This window comes from Achromobacter sp. 18P8.1.1, assembly GCF_057799415.1.
On sequence record NZ_JBYOKH010000007.1, the window covers coordinates 107,057 to 123,715 of the forward strand.

Consider the following 16,659-nt stretch of genomic DNA (forward strand, 5'->3'; position numbering starts at 1 on the left):
CCTCATTTATGAAGGGCGAATGGTTGCGGCCGAAGATGACGTGAAGATGAATGACAAGGCTGTCATCAACGCGCGTGGCGCTGTCTTGCCGATGTCATGAAAACAGGCAGGCCCGGCGCTTGACGCGCCGGGCCTGCGAGTGACTGCCGGGGGGGAAAGGCTTAGAAGTGGATCACGGTGCGGATCGACTTGCCTTCATGCATCAGGTCGAAGGCTTCGTTGATGCGTTCCAGCGGCAGCGTGTGCGTCACGAACGGATCCAGGTCGATCTTGCCGCTCATGGCGTCTTCCACCATGCCCGGCAATTGCGTGCGGCCCTTGACGCCGCCGAAGGCCGAACCGCGCCAGACGCGGCCGGTGACCAGCTGGAACGGGCGGGTGCTGATCTCCTGGCCGGCGCCGGCCACGCCGATGATGATGCTTTCGCCCCAGCCCTTGTGGCAGCATTCCAGCGCGGCGCGCATCACGTGCACATTGCCGATGCACTCAAACGAGAAGTCCACGCCGCCGTCGGTCAGTTCGACGATGACGTCCTGGATCGGCTTGTCGTGGTCCTTGGGGTTGATGCAGTCGGTGGCGCCCATGGCGCTGGCCAGCACGAACTTGTTCGGGTTGGTGTCCACGGCGATGATGCGGCCAGCCTTGGCCTGCACTGCGCCCTGGATCACGGCCAGGCCGATGCCGCCCAGGCCGAACACGGCGACGGTGTCGCCTTCCTTGACCTTGGCGGTGTTGTGCACGGCGCCCAGGCCGGTCGTCACGCCGCAGCCCAGCAGGCAGACCTTTTCGTGGGGGGCGGCCGGGTTGATCTTGGCCAGCGAGATCTCGTTGACCACGGAGTATTCGCTGAACGTCGAGCAGCCCATGTAGTGGTACAGCGGCTTGCCTTCGTAGCTGAAGCGCGACGTGCCGTCGGGCATGACGCCCTTGCCCTGGGTGGCGCGCACCTTCTGGCAGAGGTTGGTCTTGCCGGACAGGCAGAACTTGCACTCGCGGCATTCGGCCGTGTAGAGCGGGATGACGTGGTCGCCCGGCTTGAGCGACGTGACGCCCTCGCCGACTTCCACCACGATGCCTGCGCCTTCGTGGCCCAGCACGGCCGGGAACAGGCCTTCGGGGTCGTCGCCGCTGAGGGTGAAGGCGTCGGTGTGGCAGACGCCGGTGTGCGTGATCTGCACCAGCACCTCGCCGCGCTGCGGCGGCGCGACGTCGATTTCAACGATTTCCAGCGGCTTGCCGGGTCCGAATGCGACTGCTGCGCGTGATTTCATAGCTTTACTCCACGAATGTCGGCTGGGGTTATTTCAGATAGGAACGGACGATGCGCATCAGCTGGTCGACTTCGGCCTCGGCGTCGATCGCGGCGTTTTGCGGCCCGCCCTGGGCGGATTGCAGAAAGGTTTCCCGAAGATGGCTTTCCAGCACTTCGGCCATCAGGCCGGTGGCGGCGCCGCGCAAGGCGGCCAGCTGTTGCAACAGCGCGCCGCACTCCGTGCCAACGTTCACCGCGCGTTCCAATGCTAACGCCTGCCCCTGGATGCGGCGCAGGCGGGTAACGACACGCTTTTTCTCTTCCGGCGAGTGCGGCACGGCAGGCTCCGAGAACGATACAGGGGGGGAGTATAGATGAGGCGGCGGCCCGCCGTCCAGCGCGGGGGCAGAGCACTGCTGCGGTTCGCAAGACATCTGTACCTGTCTATACTTGATCCCGAACGATTTGCGAATTCTTTCGGCGCCCAACAGGATTTCCCCCGTGGCCTCTTCCCCTCCCAGATTGCCCGTCCAGGCCAATGCCCTGCCCGCCCCGCTGTACGCGCAGGTCAAGCAGATGATCGCGCAGCAGATCCGCAGCGGCGCGTGGCCCGCGCACTACCGGGTGCCCTCGGAAAGCGAGCTGGTCGATGAACTTGGGTTCAGCCGCATGACCATCAACCGCGCGCTGCGCGAGCTGACTTCCGAAGGCTTGCTGGTACGCATGCAGGGCGTGGGCACCTTCGTGGCGCAGCCCAAGGCGCGCTCGGCGCTCTTTGCCGTCAATAACATCGCCGACGAGATCGCGGCGCGCAACCACCGCCATCACAGCCGCGTGGTGCGCCTGGCCGAAGAGCCGGCCGGCGCCGAGCAGGCGCAGGCATTGGAGATCCGCGCGGGCCAACCCGTCTATCACTCGGTCATCGTGCATTACGAAGACGACGTCCCCATCCAGTTGGAAGACCGCTATGTGAATGTGGGCCTGGCGCCCGACTACCTGAAGCAGGATTTCACGCAAAGCACGCCGTACGAATACCTGACGCGCGTGGCCCCGCTGAGCGAAGGCGAACACGTGGTCGAGGCCATCCTGGCCAAGCCCCGCGAGTGCCAGCTGCTGCAGATCGAGCGCGAGGAACCCTGTCTGCTGATCAGCCGCCGCACCTGGTCCGGCGATCGCGCCGTCACGCTCGCCCGTCTGATCCACCCGGGTTCGCGTCACCGTCTGGAAGGCAAGTTCACGACATGAAGCAAGCCGAAGTCCATCTCTACCGCGCCGCCGACTATCCGCGCATGCCGTGGCGCAACGGCGCCGGCACCACGCAGGAAGTCGCCTGCAATCCCGGCGGCAGCGCCGCCGCCTTCGACTGGCGGCTATCCATCGCCGACGTGGCGCAGGACGGCGGCTTTTCAGCCTTCACTGGCTTGCAGCGCATCATCACCGTGCTGGAAGGCCGGGGGATCCAGCTGACCGTGGATGGCCGCGAACAGGCGCCGCTGGCGCCGCGCCAGGCCTATGCGTTTTCGGGCGACGCGCACGTGCAGTGCCGCTTGCTGGACGGCCCGATCCGGGACTTCAACCTGATCTACGCGCCGGCACGCTGCCACGCCCGGCTGCAATGGGTGACGGGCGCCGGCCCGTGGACCTTCCATAGCGCCGCGCGCAGCGTGCTGGTGCTGAACGCCGGCGCGGCGCTCACGGTAGGCATCGATGCTGCGGTGCACACGCTGCCGTCGCGCTACGACTGCCTGCACGTCGAGGGGCAGGAAGGTCTGGCCGAATATCGGCTGGAAGGCGCGGCCCCGCTGGACGCCTGCGTGATCGAGCTGTCGCCGCGAAGGGCCTGAACGCCCTGATCTATCTGAGGCCGCCTTGAGCGGCCCTTTTTTTCGCCATCCGTCCGCAGCCAGGCGCCTGCTATTTTCGTTTCATCGCTAGGGAAATCCCTGACCCAAATTCTGGTCTACCTATCTTGTATATACAAGCATAGGCATCCTATGATGCAGGCAACCGGCGCGCATTCGATACGCGCGCAGCTGAACCGATCAAGGAGAGTCTCTTGGACCAATCGAACCGATACCGCGATGTCGTCATCCGTGCCCCGCGCGGCAACAAACTGACGGCCAAGAGCTGGCTGACCGAAGCCCCCTTGCGCATGCTGATGAACAACCTCGACCCGGACGTGGCCGAGAACCCCAAGGAACTGGTGGTCTACGGCGGCATCGGCCGCGCCGCCCGCAATTGGGACTGCTATGACAAGATCGTCGAATCGCTCACCAACCTGAACGACGACGAGACCCTGCTGGTGCAATCGGGCAAGCCGGTCGGCGTGTTCAAGACCCATGCCAACGCCCCGCGCGTGTTGATCGCCAACTCGAACCTGGTACCGCACTGGGCCACGTGGGAACACTTCAACGAACTGGACGCCAAGGGTCTTGCCATGTACGGCCAGATGACCGCCGGCAGCTGGATCTACATCGGCAGCCAGGGCATCGTGCAAGGCACGTATGAAACCTTCGTCGAAGCCGGCCGCCAGCACTACGGCGGTAACCTCACGGGCCGCTGGGTGTTGACCGCGGGCCTGGGCGGCATGGGCGGCGCGCAGCCGCTGGCCGCCACGCTGGCAGGCGCTTCGTCGCTGAACATCGAATGCCAGCAGGCCAGCATCGATTTCCGCTTGCGCACCCGCTACGTGGACGAGCAGGCCGACAACCTGGACGACGCGCTGGCGCGCATCGCCAAGTACACGAAGGAAGGTCGCGCCGTTTCCATCGCGCTGTGCGGCAATGCCGCCGACATCCTGCCCGAATTGGTGCGCCGCGGCGTGCGCCCGGACATGGTCACCGACCAGACCAGCGCGCATGACCCCCTGAACGGCTACTTGCCGTCGGGCTGGACCTGGCAGGACTACCGCGAACGCGCCAAGCGTGAACCGGCTGCCGTCATCAAGGCCGCCAAGCAATCGATGGCCGTGCACGTGCAAGCCATGCTGGCGTTCCAGCGCCAGGGCATCCCCACCTTCGACTACGGCAACAACATCCGCCAGATGGCCAAGGAAGAAGGCGTGGCGGACGCGTTCGACTTTCCCGGCTTCGTGCCCGCCTACATCCGGCCGCTGTTCTGCCGCGGCGTGGGCCCGTTCCGCTGGGCCGCGCTGTCGGGCGACCCGCAAGACATCTACAAGACCGATGCCAAGGTCAAGGAACTGATCCCGGACGACGCGCACCTGCACCACTGGTTGAGCATGGCGCGCGAACGCATCAGCTTCCAGGGCTTGCCGGCGCGCATCTGCTGGGTGGGCCTGGGCCAGCGTGCCAAGCTGGGCCTGGCGTTCAATGAAATGGTCCGTTCCGGCGAACTGTCGGCGCCCATCGTCATCGGCCGCGACCATCTGGATTCCGGGTCCGTCGCCAGCCCCAACCGTGAAACCGAATCCATGCGCGACGGTTCGGACGCCGTGTCCGACTGGCCGTTGCTGAACGCGTTGCTGAACACTGCCAGCGGCGCGACGTGGGTATCGCTGCACCACGGCGGCGGCGTGGGCATGGGCTTCTCGCAGCATTCCGGCATGGTCATCGTGTGCGACGGCACCGACGAAGCCGCCGAGCGCATTGCCCGCGTGCTGGCCAACGACCCCGGCACGGGCGTCATGCGCCATGCGGATGCCGGCTACGAGATCGCGATCGAATGCGCGAAGGAACAGGGCCTGAACCTGCCGATGGTGACCGGCAAGCGTTAGGTCGGCAACCCGGCATGCGGGCAGGGCTGTTCTCGCTGCCCGCATGTCGCCAATCAATACTTTCACGCGGGAATCGCGGCGGCATGACGCCGGTTCCCGCCACCTTCGAGGCAATGCGATGGCTCAGGACAGTGAAGCAGTATCGGCGCCGCTGATCGAGCGGCGTTCGATCGACTACATCCCCGAATCCGAACGGCATGGCAAGCTGTACAGCCAGTTCACGCTGTGGATGGGCGCCAACCTGCAGATCACCGCCATCGTCACCGGCGCCTTGGCCGTTGTGCTGGGCGGCGACGTGTTCTGGTCGCTGATTGGATTGTTCGTGGGCCAGGTCCTGGGCGGCGGGGTGATGGCGCTGCATGCAGCGCAGGGCCCCAAGCTGGGCCTGCCGCAAATGATCTCCAGCCGGGTGCAGTTCGGCGTCTACGGCGCGGCAATTCCCATCGTGCTGGTGTGCCTGATGTACCTGGGCTTCACGGCCACCGGCACCGTGCTGTCGGGCCAGGCGCTGGGCCAGCTGTTCGGCGTCAGCGACACCACGGGCATCCTGATCTTCGCGGCGGTGATCATCGCCGCCACCCTGTTCGGCTACCGCGTGATCCACATCATCGGACGGGTCGCCACAATCCTGGGCATCATCGCGTTCGTGTATCTGTTCAGCCGCGTGATGGCGGTGGGCGACGTGGGCCAGCTGTTGCAGATCCGGCATTTCAGCTGGAGCTCGTTCCTGCTGGCGGTGTCGCTGGCGGCGTCGTGGCAGATCGCCTATGGCCCCTACGTGGCGGACTACTCGCGCTATCTGCCCAGCGCCACGTCTTCCACGAAGACGTTCCTGGCAGTGGGGCTGGGGTCGGTGGTGGGCGCACAAATCGCGATGGTCCTGGGGGTGCTGGCCGCCGCCATGGCCGCCGGCCAGTTCGCGGGGCGCGAAGTCGCCTACATCGTGGGCCTGGGCGGCACCGGCACGATGGCGGCGCTGCTGTACTTCAGCATCGCCTTCGGCAAGATCACGATCTCCACGTTGAATTCCTACGGCAGCTTCATGTGCATCGCCACGATCGCCAGCGGCTTCCGGGGCCAGGTGCAGATCACGCACCGGCAGCGGGCGGTGGCCGTGGTGCTGATCGTGGCGGCGGCGACGGCCGTGGCGTTGATCGGCCAGCATTCTTTCCTGAACGCGTTCAAGTCGTTCATCCTTTTCCTGCTGGCGTTTTTCGTGCCCTGGAGCGCGGTGAACCTGGTGGACTACTACTTCGTGAACCGCGGGCAGTATGACGTGGCGGCGCTGTCGGATCCGAATGGGCGCTACGGTCGCTGGAACATGCCCGGCATCCTCGTCTACGCCTTCGGCGTGCTGGTGCAGATGCCCTTCATCTCGACCAAGCTCTATACGGGACCGATGGTCGAACGGCTGGGCGGCGTGGATATCTCGTGGATCATCGGCCTGATCGTCCCCAGCATCCTTTACTACCTGTTCGCGCGCTGCGGTACGCGGCCCGCCCTCCACGATCCGGTGCGAAAGCCGGCGTGACAACGAATTTGCATGACGCCGGCAACCGGCACAGGAGACCCAGAATGGATTTGCATTTGAAACCCGGCCAGTTGACCTTGTCGGATCTGCGGCGCGTCTACCAGCAGCCGGTCCGCGTGACGCTGGACCCTGCCTCCGGCGGCGCCATCGATGCCAGCGTGGCCACGGTCGAGCGCATCATCGCGGAAGGCCGCACGGTCTATGGCATCAACACGGGTTTCGGTTTGCTGGCGTCCACCAAGATTGCCCGCGAAGACCTCGAGGCGCTGCAAAGCTCTCTGGTGCGTTCGCATGCCGCCGGCGTAGGCGCGGCACTGGACGACGCCATGGTCCGCCTGATCATGGTGCTGAAGATCAACAGCCTGGCGCGCGGTTACTCCGGCATCCGCCGCCACGTCATCGACAGCCTGATCGCGCTGGTGAACGCCGGCGTCTATCCGCACATCCCGCTAAAGGGCTCGGTGGGCGCCTCCGGCGACCTGGCGCCGCTGGCCCATATGTCGATGGTGCTGCTGGGCGAAAGCCGCGCCCGCCACCAGGGCGAATGGCTGCCCGCGAAAGAGGCGCTGGCCCGCGCGGGCCTGGCACCGCTGACCCTGGCCGCCAAGGAAGGCCTGGCGCTCTTGAACGGGACGCAAGTGTCCACCGCCTACGCCTTGCGCGGCCTGTTCGAAGCCGAAGACATGATGGCCGCCGGTCTCGTGTGCGGCAGCCTCAGCGTGGAAGCGATGCTGGGCTCGCGCGTGCCGTTCGACGCCCGCATCCACGCCGCGCGCGGCCAGATCGGGCAGATCGACGTGGCCGCGGTGTACCGCAAGCTGCTGGGCAACGACAGCGAGGTCGGCCACTCGCACGCGGATTGCGAGAAGGTGCAGGACCCCTATTCCCTGCGCTGCCAGCCCCAGGTGATGGGCGCCTGCCTGACGCAGATCCGCCATGCCGCAGAAGTGCTGCAGATCGAATCCAACGCCGTATCGGACAACCCGCTGGTGTTCGTGGACCAGGGCGACGTGATCTCAGGCGGCAACTTCCATGCCGAGCCCGTGGCGATGGTGGCGGACAACCTGGCGCTGGCGCTGGCCGAGATCGGCGCGCTGTCGGAACGCCGCATCGCGCTGATGATGGACAAGCACATGTCGCAGCTGCCGCCGTTCCTCGTCGCCAAGGGCGGCGTGAACTCCGGCTTCATGATCGCTCAGGTGACGGCGGCGGCGCTGGCCAGCGACAACAAGGCGCTGGCACATCCCGCCAGCGTCGACAGCATGCCCACCTCGGCCAACCAGGAAGACCACGTGTCCATGGCGCCCAACGCCGGCAAGCGGCTCTGGGCCATGGCGGAGAACGTGCGCGACATCCTGGCCATCGAATGGCTGGGCGCATGCCAGGGCCTGGACTTCCGGGAAGGACTGAAGACCTCGCCCCAGCTTGAGCAGGCGCGCCGCGCCTTGCGCGAACAGGTGCCGCATTACGAAGAAGACCGCTTCTTCGCGCCGGACATCGCCGCCGCCAGCGGTCTGATCGCCGCGCAGGTCCTGAACGGCCTGATGCCGGCAGGCCTTTTGCCCAGCCTTTAAGTTCGAATCATGCGGCCCCTTTCCGGGGCCGCGATGAATCCACGCCTTGTGACGACGCCCGCAGATGGCGCGCGCCGGGCGGTTGACGGTGCTCGCGGATAACAAGCGTACGGAGACAGCAATGCAGGCACAAAGACAGGCACAACCCGAGGTAAAGACGCAGGACCTTAAACGCGGGCTCAATGCCCGGCACATCCGCTTCATGGCCCTGGGCTCGGCGATCGGGACGGGGCTTTTCTACGGCTCGGCCAAGGCCATCCAGGAAGCCGGCCCGTCCGTGCTGCTTGCCTACCTGATCGCAGGCGCGGCCGTCTACATGGTGATGCGCGCATTGGGCGAAATGGCGGTGCACAACCCCGTGTCGGGGTCGTTCGGCCAGTACGCCACCAGCTATCTGGGACCCGTCGCCGGCTTCCTAACGGGCTGGACTTACGCCTTCGAGATGATCATCGTCTGCCTGGCCGACATCACCGCGTTCGGGCTGTACATGGGCTTCTGGTATCCCGACGTGCCGCGCTGGATCTGGGTGCTGTCGATCGTGTGCTTCATCGGCGCGATCAACCTGTGTTCGGTCAAGGTGTTCGGCGAACTGGAGTTTTGGCTGTCGCTGCTGAAGGTGGGCGCCATCATCGCGATGATCGCCGGCGGGCTGGGCATCATGCTGTTCGGCTTCGGACTGAACGCCGACAGCGCGGCGACGGGTGTGCATAACCTGTGGGCGCATGGCGGCTTCATGCCCAACGGCGTGGGCGGACTGGTCGCGTCGCTGGCAGTGGTGGTGTTCGCATTCGGCGGCATCGAGATCATCGGCATCACCGCAGGCGAAGCGAAAGATCCCGGCCGCACCCTGCCGCGCGCCATCAATGCGGTGCCCCTGCGCATCCTGCTGTTCTACGTGCTGACGCTGTTCGTGCTGATGTCCATCTTCCCCTGGACGCAGATCGGCAGCAAGGGCAGCCCGTTCGTGCAGATCTTCGACAGCCTGGGCATCACCTCGGCCGCCACCATCCTCAACATCGTCGTGATCTCGGCGGCGGTGTCGGCAATCAATAGCGACATCTTCGGCGCGGGGCGCATGCTGTATGGCATGGCGCAGCAGGGCCAGGCGCCGCGCGGCTTTGCGGCGGTATCCCGCAACGGCGTGCCCTGGATGACCGTCGTGGTGATGTCGGTGGCGCTGCTGCTGGGCGTGGTGCTGAACTACCTGATCCCCGAGGGTGTGTTCATGCTGATCGCCTCGATCGCCACCTTCGCCACCGTGTGGGTCTGGCTGATGATCCTGTTGTCGCAAGTGGCGATGCGGCGCAAGATGAGTCCGGAGGCCGTCGCCGCGTTGAAATTCCCGGTGCCGTTCTGGCCGGCGGGGCCGATCGCGGCGATCTTGTTCATGCTGTTCGTGTTCGGGGTGCTGGGTTACTTCCCCCGCACGCAGGCGGCGCTGGCGGTGGGTGTGGTGTGGATCGCGTTGCTGTGCGTGGCGTACCGCATGTGGGTGTACCCCAACCGCCCCGATGGCGGCCTCCCGGTGCCGGTGGCGCAGGGGTCCGATTGATTACGGTTTTCAGGAGAATGGGATGAGACAGGTCTGGCGCAATTGCCATGTCGCCACGATGGCGGATGGCGCTTACTCGGCGATCGAGCGGGCCGCCATCGTGACGCGTGCCGACCGCATTGAATGGATCGGCCCCGAGGCGGACTTGCCTGCCGCCGACGCCGCGCATGAGCACGACCTGGGCGGCGCCTGGGTCACGCCGGGCCTGATCGACTGCCACACGCACCTGGTGTTCGGCGGCAACCGCAGCCTGGAGTTCGAGCAGCGCCTGCAAGGCGTGGACTACGCCACGATCGCGGCGCAGGGCGGCGGCATCGCCAGCACCGTGCGCGCCACGCGCGACGCCTCCGAAGACGCGCTTTACGTCAGTGCGCGCCGGCGGGCCTTGCACCTGTTGGCGGACGGCGTCACCACGCTGGAGGTCAAATCCGGCTACGGGCTGGACCTGCCCAACGAACGCAAGATGCTGCGGGTGGCGCGGCGCCTGGGCCAGACGCTGCCGCTGACGGTGCAGGCCACGTGTCTGGCCGCGCACGCCTTGCCGCCCGAGTACGCGGGGCGCGCCGACGACTACATCGACGAAGTCGCGCGCCGCATGCTGCCGGTGCTGGCCGCAGAAGGGCTGGTCGATGCGGTCGACGCGTTCTGCGAGCATCTGGCGTTCTCGCCCGAACAGGTAGAGCGCGTGTTCAAGGCCGCGGCGCATCTGGACCTGCCGGTCAAGCTGCATGCCGAGCAACTGTCTTCCTTGCATGGGGCCACGCTGGCGGCGCGCTACGGCGCCCTGTCGGCGGACCACCTGGAATACCTCACGGAAAGCGACGTGGTAGCGATGGCCGGAGCCGGCACGGTGGCCGTGCTGCTGCCGGGCGCTTTCTACGCCTTGCGTGAAACGCAATTGCCGCCGCTGGACCTGCTGCGCCGTCACAGCGTGCCTATTGCGATCTCTACCGACCTGAACCCAGGGACCTCGCCCGTGCTGTCCCTGCGGCTGATGCTGAGCATGGCTTGCACCCTCTTTCGGATGACGCCCGAAGAGGCGCTGGCTGGCGTTACGACGCATGCGGCCCGTGCCTTGGGGTTGCAGGCCACCCACGGTGTGCTGGCCGTGGACAAGGTGGCGGACTTCGTGGCGTGGGAGGTCGCGCATCCATCGGAGCTGGCGTATTGGATCGGCGGGGACCTGCCCAAGCGTATCGTCCGGCACGGCGCCGTGGTGGATGTGGCCGCGTTGTCTTGAGCGGCGGCGGATTCGGACCAATAGCCGTCCGATCCGGACCAGATGCGATGCGGCGGCGCCGTTTGGCGTGGCGGCGTTCTACGATGTGGGCGAAGCCGTCCGATGGCGGGCGCGCGAAGACGACAGCGTAGAGGAACACGTATGCGGATCTGCATGATGGAGGGGCCGGTAGACCTGGCGCCGGAAGGCGCCACCTGGGAGGGTATCGCCGAACGCATCAGCGAACTGGCGCCCGACCTGCTGGTCACCAACGAGATGCCGTTCGGCCCCTGGCTGGCGGCGTTGCCCGACTATGATCCGGCGCTGGCCGCCGAATCGGTGCGCATCCACGAGGCCGGGCTGGCGGCGTTGGCGGCGCTGGACGTGCCCGCCGTCGTGTCCTCGCGGCCGGTGCCGGCCGGCGGCCGCTTGGCCAACGAGGCCTTTGCCTTGCAGGGCGGGCGCTACACCCGGCTGCATCACAAGCAGTACTTTCCGCAGGAACCGGGTTTCTTCGAAGCCACGTGGTTTGAACCTGCGCTGGCGGGCTTCGACGTTGTCGAGGTGGGCGGCATCCGCCTGGGCGTGCAGTTGTGCACCGAGCTGATGTTCAACGAGCGCGCGCGCCGTTACGGCCGTGACGGCGCTGAACTGATCGTGGTGCCGCGCGCAAGCGGCGCCTCGATCGGTCGCTGGATGACGGCGGGCGCGATGGCGGCGCTGGTGTCGGGCTGCTATGTGGTCAGTTCCAACCGGGCGGGCCGCACGACCGACGGACAGGTGTTCGGCGGCCGCGCCTTCGCCTTCCAGCCCGACGGCGAGCTGCTGGCGCAGTCGACTGACAGCGAATCGATCGTAGTGATCGACGTGGATCCGGCCCGGTCGCGGGCGCAGCAGGCGCTGTACCCGTGCTACGTGCGGGAGTGACGCGGCTCAGGCCGCGATCGCGATCGCCCGCTGGTCCTGGATCAACGAGGGCAACCGGAACGCGCTGACGGCGCCCTGCAGCCGCTGCGCCTGCGTCTCCAACGAGGACGCGGCCGCGGTGGCCTCTTCGACCAGCGCGGCGTTCTGCTGCGTCACCTGGTCCATCTGGTTCACCGCCGTGTTCACCTGGTCGATGCCGGTCACCTGTTCCTGCGACGCGGTCGCGATCTCGCTGACCAGCAGCGTCAGGCGTTCGATGGTCGCCAGGATCTCCTCCATCGTGCGGCCGGCGGCTTCGACCTGGGCCGACCCGGCCTGCACGGTGGCGCCCGATGCGTTGAGCAATTGCTTGATCTCTTTGGCCGCACCCGCGCTGCGCTGCGCCAGCGAGCGGACTTCGGCGGCCACTACCGCGAAGCCCTTGCCCTCTTCACCGGCCCGGGCCGCTTCCACCGCCGCGTTCAGCGCCAGGATGTTGGTCTGGAAGGCGATGCCGTCGATGACGCTGACGATGTCTTCGATGCGGCCGGCGTCCTGCGCGATCTCGCGCATGGTGCTGACCGCTTCTTTCACCGCGTGGCCGCCGCGCTGCACCACATCGCTGGCAACGGCGGCCATCTGGTTGGCCTGGCGGGCATTTTCGGCGTTGCTGGTTACGGTGGACAGCAGTTGCTCCATGCTGGCCGCGGTCTGCTCCAGGGACGCCGCCTGCTGTTCGGTGCGGCTGGACAGGTCCTGGTTGCCGGCCGCGATCTCGCTGGATCCGGCATTGATCTCGACCACGCCGTCGCGCACCGCGTGGACCGTACGTACCAGGCTGGCTTGCATGTCCTGCAGGTAGGGAATGAGTTGGCCGGCGCAGTTGCGGCCATAGGAGGCGATGGGCGTGGTCAGGTCGCCGCTGGCGATGCGGCGGAAATGGTCCTTGATCGTCTCCAGCGGTTGCCGCACGAACGTCACGACGTAGCGGTCGCCCAGCACCAGCAGCAACAGGCAGATGCCCAACACGATGCCCATGCCGATGTAGGCATGCTGGCGCTTGGCGGCGGCGTCGTCCCACAGCAGCGTTTCACGCTGCTTGGCGTAGGCCTCGTAGTCCTCGATGCTCTTGCCGAAGGCGCGGCTGGCCGTCACGACGGCGCTGGCGGCGTGCGCGCGGGCGCGCGTGATGTCACCGGCCTCCAGATGCTGGCGCTGCACCGCGATGCCGCCCGTCACCAGGGCGTCGAAGCTGGCTTGCATGGGGTCCAGGAGGGAGGCGGGGGCATCCTTGCGCGCCAGCGCCACAAACGCCGTTTGCTGCCGCCGGGCTTCGTCCAGCGCGGCGTCGATGCTGCGGCCTTCTTCCGCCGCCTGGGCGGTCTGGCCTGCGCTTGCATATTCTAGCTGGCGCGACAGCCGCAGCCGCGCGCGCATGACCTGATCGTTGACCCGGGACAGGGCGGAGACTTCGTGCAGGAGTTCGTTGCTGGCAGCGAGCGCTTCGCCTGCGCTGTGCAGGCCGTTGACGCTGATGGCCGACAAGCCGGTGAGCAAGGCGCTGATCATGAGCAGGGTGCACAGGATCATGCGGCGGATGGTGATGTCTTTCAAGAACTGTGTCATGCGAGTCGTATCCCTGATACAGCGAGTGCTGCATCGACAACAACGACCCGGCTTCGGCGATATTTAGCCGCTGTTTCACAACTTACGAATATATCGGCTCGATCGCAGAATATGTCGAAAAATCACGCAACAATGTTGCGTGTTAGCGTTTTCACGCGTTGAAACGCAAGCGGGAAAAGCTGGCGATGCAGGCCAGCCCGGCGCACAAGCCGCCCAGCCACAAGGCGGCGATTGCGCCATGCGTCGAGGACACATGAAAGCACGCGGCCACCAGCGCCGCGCCGCTGGCCTGGCCCAACAGGCGCACGGTGCCGATCATGCCGCTGGCGCCACCGGCCCGCGACGCGGGCGCCGACGTCATGATGGCGCGCAGGTTGGGCGATTGGAAAAAGCCGAATCCCGCGCCGCAGATAGCCATGCGCCACGAGATGTCCCACACCGACGGCGCGGCCGGCATCAGGGCCAGCAGCACCAGCCCCAAGGCCAGCAGCGCCAGGCCGATGCCGCCGAGGATGCCGGCCGGATAGTGGTCGGACATGCGCCCGGCGATGGGCGCCATGATGGCCACCACGACCGGCCAGGGCGTGATCAGGAAACCCGTGTGCACCTGGCTGTAGCCCAGCACGGACTGGAACAGGAAGGGCAGCGACACGAACGCCAGCGCCTGCGCCGCGAAGGCGCAGACCGCCGTGGCGGCCGACAGCGCGAACAAGGGCCGGCGCAGCAGGTCGACGGCCAGGATCGGCGCGGGGTGGCCGGCCTGGCGGCGCATCAGCAGCCACAGGCTGGCGATGGCGCCGCCCCACTCCAGCGTGACGCGCGGCCAGGGCGCGCCGTGCGCCAGTTCATTGGACCCCAGCACGAACAGGCCCAGCGTCAGCGCACACAGCAAGGCGGCGATGCCGTCGAAACCGTGCGGGGCGCGCGCCGTCTCGGGCAGGCCGCGCAGGGCCAGCACCGCGGCCACGATGCCGATGGGCACGTTGATCAGGAACAACCAGTGCCAGGACCCCAGCAGCAGGATGGCGGACGCCGCCGTGGGGCCGGCCGCAAACGACAGGCCGACCACCATCGCGTTCAGGCCCAGCCCGCGGCCCAGCATGTGCGAGGGATAGATGAAGCGCAGCAGCGCCCCGTTCACGCTCATCACGCCGGCCGCGCCCAGGCCTTGCAGGATCCGCGCCACCACCAGCGCGGGCAGCGACGGCGCCAGGCCACAGGCAAGCGACGACACGACGAACATCACCAGCCCTACGATGTAGACGCGACGGTGGCCCAGGATCTCGCCCAGCGCGGCCGCGGGCAGCAGTCCCGCCACCATGGCCAACTGATAGCCGCTGATGACCCAGATCGACCCCGCGTCGCTGGCCTGCAGATCGCGCGCGATGGTGGGCAACGCGGTGTTGGCGATGGCCGTGTCCAGGCTGGCCATGCAGACCGCCAGCATCACGGCCAGTAGTGCGCCCAGGCGTTCGGAAGCAGGCAAGCCGGCACCAGCCGGATAGACGGTATTGCGGGAGAACGAGAGCATGGGGCGTCGGCGGGCGAGGCGTCCGGGCGGAGCGTCCGGAATCAGGAGGACTGATTCTAATGCCGCATCGGGATTCAACGCTTCGTCAGCCTGGGCGCGATGCGCCGGTGGCGTTTCGCCGATGCGCAATCAAAAATTCCATAATGAGACCGCTCGGTCACATCGAATAATGGGCGTGATTATCCGACGCATTAATTGACGGTAATTAATTCGCATCGAATCGTGTCACTAATTGAAACTAACAAAATAGCGTAAATACAACGACTTGTACGACGGTAGTCCGCCCCTGCTGTAGAGAGAGCGGGGTACTGAAAATCAGGCCGGGAGCGGGCAGACTATTAAGATTTCGTAATAATAAAAATGAATAGATGAAACTATTTGGTGCCTGATCGATTTATTCGACGTACGATTATTCCAATCAGATTCGGCGGTGCAACTCGTTCGATGGAGGGTTTCACGATGAAACGCTTGTCCTTGCATGCAGCGGTCTTGTCATTGATTTGCGCCAGCGCCGCGCCGGGGCTGGCAGCGGCGCAAGCCGGCCCCACGGCGAATTTCAACGTCACCCTCACCATCACCGCGAACTGCGTGATCGCTGCCAATAATCTGGCATTCGGCAGTCACGGCGTATTGGCCACTGCGGTTACCGGCAATACCACCCTGAATGTCACGTGCAGCAACACCACGCCCTATACCGTCGGACTGAGCGCCGGCACTGGGACGGGGTCGACAGGGACGACGCGGTTCATGAGCGGCACCGGCAGCAATACCCAGACGGTGGCTTATCAGCTGTACCAGCCCGGCAGCCAGACGGTGGTCTGGGGCGACGCCCAAGTGGCCGATCGCGTCAGCGGGGTCGGCAATGGCTCGGCGCAGCCTTTGGTGGTCAATGGGGCCGTGCCCGTCCAGACGACGCCGGCGCCCGATAATTACTCTTCCACGGTCACTGCCACGGTCTATTTCTAGGGCGTGCGAATGCAAGCACTCCTTGCGGCCATATTGGCGTTGTGCATCACCGGGTGGACCGGCCTGGCCTTCGGGGCGGCGCTGCAAATATCGCCGGTATTGGTGGAGATGGCGCCGCAACAGCCAGCCAGCGGCATTATGTTGCGCAATCCCGGCAATACACCCATTTATGGGCAAGTCCGCATCTATCGCTGGGAACAGGCGGATGGCGATGATGTCCTGACCGCTACCGAAGAAGTCCAGGCCAGCCCGCCGATTATCCAGGTTGCGCCGGGCGGCGAACAATTGGTGCGGCTGGTCCGGGCGTCCCGCGAACTCGCTCCGGTCGAGCGCAGTTACCGTCTGATCATCGACGAGATTCCCGACCCGGCCTCGCCAGGCGTCAACGGAGTGGTGTTGCGGCTGCGCTATTCCGTGCCCGTCTTCGTCGCGGGGGCTGCTCCCTCTCCGGCGCCCGATCTGGCGTGGCAGGTGCAGCGGGCGGGCGACGCCTGGGTGCTGCGCCTGTCAAACACCGGGACACGTTACGCGCAGGTCGCGGCGCTGCAGATTCTGGATGCCGCGGGCAGGCCCGTGGCGAATGTCGATGGATTATTGGGATACGCGTTGGCACAGCGCGCGCGCGAATGGCGCATCCCCGCAAAACAAAAGGCACCGGCAGCGGTGCGGATCAAAGCCCTGATCAACGGTGACCTCGTTACCGTATCCCCACGCGTTGATTGATCGCGTGCCGGCCGCCTTCGTGCGGACCGGCGAGCAAGAGGAA

14 protein-coding genes are annotated in these 16,659 nt (G+C 66.1%); 10 read left to right on the forward strand and 4 right to left on the reverse strand.

Annotated features, from left to right (window positions below; all coding sequences use genetic code 11):
* Positions 1–161: 161 nt before the first annotated feature.
* Positions 162–1,271: an S-(hydroxymethyl)glutathione dehydrogenase/class III alcohol dehydrogenase gene (locus AC27VE_RS07465; RefSeq protein ID WP_006226777.1), complete on the reverse strand. Its 1,110-nt coding sequence runs from the start codon at positions 1,269–1,271 to the stop codon at positions 162–164.
* A gap of 28 nt (positions 1,272–1,299) precedes the next feature.
* Positions 1,300–1,590 carry a metal/formaldehyde-sensitive transcriptional repressor gene (locus AC27VE_RS07470; RefSeq protein WP_006226778.1) on the reverse strand — a complete coding sequence of 97 codons (291 nt, stop codon included), beginning with the start codon at positions 1,588–1,590 and terminating at the stop codon, positions 1,300–1,302.
* A gap of 163 nt (positions 1,591–1,753) precedes the next feature.
* Here AC27VE_RS07470 and hutC point away from each other — a divergent pair, with 163 nt between their 5' ends.
* The 8 genes from hutC to AC27VE_RS07510 all read left to right on the forward strand — a co-directional run bounded on the left by hutC (position 1,754) and on the right by AC27VE_RS07510 (position 11,791).
* Positions 1,754–2,497: a histidine utilization transcriptional repressor HutC gene (gene hutC / locus AC27VE_RS07475; protein ID WP_175216767.1), complete on the forward strand. Its 744-nt coding sequence runs from the start codon at positions 1,754–1,756 to the stop codon at positions 2,495–2,497.
* Positions 2,494–3,096, forward strand: a complete 603-nt coding sequence (locus AC27VE_RS07480; protein ID WP_488703457.1) for a HutD/Ves family protein — start codon at positions 2,494–2,496, stop codon at positions 3,094–3,096. Before hutC ends, AC27VE_RS07480 begins: the two co-directional genes overlap by 4 nt.
* Positions 3,097–3,308: 212 nt before the next feature.
* The gene (hutU, locus tag AC27VE_RS07485; protein ID WP_488703458.1) at positions 3,309–4,988 is read left to right on the forward strand and encodes a urocanate hydratase; all 1,680 of its coding nucleotides are present in this window, start codon (positions 3,309–3,311) and stop codon (positions 4,986–4,988) included.
* Between the two features lie 118 nt (positions 4,989–5,106).
* Entirely contained in the window at positions 5,107–6,519 is a 1,413-nt protein-coding gene (locus AC27VE_RS07490) for a purine-cytosine permease family protein (RefSeq protein ID WP_488703459.1), read from the forward strand.
* 44 nt (positions 6,520–6,563) lie between these two features.
* The gene (gene hutH, locus AC27VE_RS07495; protein ID WP_488703460.1) at positions 6,564–8,093 is read left to right on the forward strand and encodes a histidine ammonia-lyase; all 1,530 of its coding nucleotides are present in this window, start codon (positions 6,564–6,566) and stop codon (positions 8,091–8,093) included.
* 121 nt (positions 8,094–8,214) lie between these two features.
* The gene (locus AC27VE_RS07500; RefSeq protein WP_454676021.1) at positions 8,215–9,645 is read left to right on the forward strand and encodes an amino acid permease; all 1,431 of its coding nucleotides are present in this window, start codon (positions 8,215–8,217) and stop codon (positions 9,643–9,645) included.
* 22 nt (positions 9,646–9,667) lie between these two features.
* The gene (hutI, locus tag AC27VE_RS07505) at positions 9,668–10,885 is read left to right on the forward strand and encodes an imidazolonepropionase (RefSeq protein ID WP_488703461.1); all 1,218 of its coding nucleotides are present in this window, start codon (positions 9,668–9,670) and stop codon (positions 10,883–10,885) included.
* A 141-nt stretch (positions 10,886–11,026) separates the two neighbouring features.
* Positions 11,027–11,791, forward strand: coding sequence for a carbon-nitrogen hydrolase family protein (locus AC27VE_RS07510; protein WP_488703462.1), 765 nt, complete (start codon positions 11,027–11,029; stop codon positions 11,789–11,791).
* Positions 11,792–11,797: 6 nt separating this feature from the next.
* Here the strand turns inward: AC27VE_RS07510 and AC27VE_RS07515 are convergent, their stop codons facing one another.
* Both AC27VE_RS07515 and AC27VE_RS07520 read right to left on the reverse strand, forming a co-directional pair.
* Entirely contained in the window at positions 11,798–13,396 is a 1,599-nt protein-coding gene (locus AC27VE_RS07515; protein ID WP_488703463.1) for a methyl-accepting chemotaxis protein, read from the reverse strand.
* 151 nt (positions 13,397–13,547) lie between these two features.
* On the reverse strand, positions 13,548–14,927 hold the full coding sequence (locus AC27VE_RS07520) for an MFS transporter (RefSeq protein ID WP_427957373.1): 1,380 nt from the start codon (positions 14,925–14,927) through the stop codon (positions 13,548–13,550).
* Positions 14,928–15,371: 444 nt separating this feature from the next.
* Between AC27VE_RS07520 and AC27VE_RS07525 the strand changes: the two genes are divergently transcribed.
* The gene (locus tag AC27VE_RS07525; RefSeq protein ID WP_006226791.1) at positions 15,372–15,893 is read left to right on the forward strand and encodes a Csu type fimbrial protein; all 522 of its coding nucleotides are present in this window, start codon (positions 15,372–15,374) and stop codon (positions 15,891–15,893) included.
* Positions 15,894–15,902: 9 nt separating this feature from the next.
* Positions 15,903–16,616, forward strand: a complete 714-nt coding sequence (locus AC27VE_RS07530) for a fimbrial biogenesis chaperone (RefSeq protein ID WP_035213916.1) — start codon at positions 15,903–15,905, stop codon at positions 16,614–16,616.
* Positions 16,617–16,659: the final 43 nt, after the last annotated feature.

Bases quoted from the DNA above. Each gene is read 5' to 3' on its own strand.
- AC27VE_RS07480 (WP_488703457.1), top strand. From the start codon at position 2,494: ATGAAGCAAGCCGAAGTCCATCTCTACCGCGCCGCCGACTATCCGCGC.
- hutI (WP_488703461.1), top strand. From the start codon at position 9,668: ATGAGACAGGTCTGGCGCAATTGCCATGTCGCCACGATGGCGGATGGC.
- AC27VE_RS07500 (WP_454676021.1), top strand. From the start codon at position 8,215: ATGCAGGCACAAAGACAGGCACAACCCGAGGTAAAGACGCAGGACCTT.
- AC27VE_RS07510 (WP_488703462.1), top strand. From the start codon at position 11,027: ATGCGGATCTGCATGATGGAGGGGCCGGTAGACCTGGCGCCGGAAGGC.
- AC27VE_RS07530 (WP_035213916.1), top strand. From the start codon at position 15,903: ATGCAAGCACTCCTTGCGGCCATATTGGCGTTGTGCATCACCGGGTGG.
- AC27VE_RS07520 (WP_427957373.1), bottom strand. From the start codon at position 14,927: ATGCTCTCGTTCTCCCGCAATACCGTCTATCCGGCTGGTGCCGGCTTG.
- AC27VE_RS07465 (WP_006226777.1), bottom strand. From the start codon at position 1,271: ATGAAATCACGCGCAGCAGTCGCATTCGGACCCGGCAAGCCGCTGGAA.
- AC27VE_RS07490 (WP_488703459.1), top strand. From the start codon at position 5,107: ATGGCTCAGGACAGTGAAGCAGTATCGGCGCCGCTGATCGAGCGGCGT.
- hutH (WP_488703460.1), top strand. From the start codon at position 6,564: ATGGATTTGCATTTGAAACCCGGCCAGTTGACCTTGTCGGATCTGCGG.
- AC27VE_RS07525 (WP_006226791.1), top strand. From the start codon at position 15,372: ATGGAGGGTTTCACGATGAAACGCTTGTCCTTGCATGCAGCGGTCTTG.
- AC27VE_RS07515 (WP_488703463.1), bottom strand. From the start codon at position 13,396: ATGACACAGTTCTTGAAAGACATCACCATCCGCCGCATGATCCTGTGC.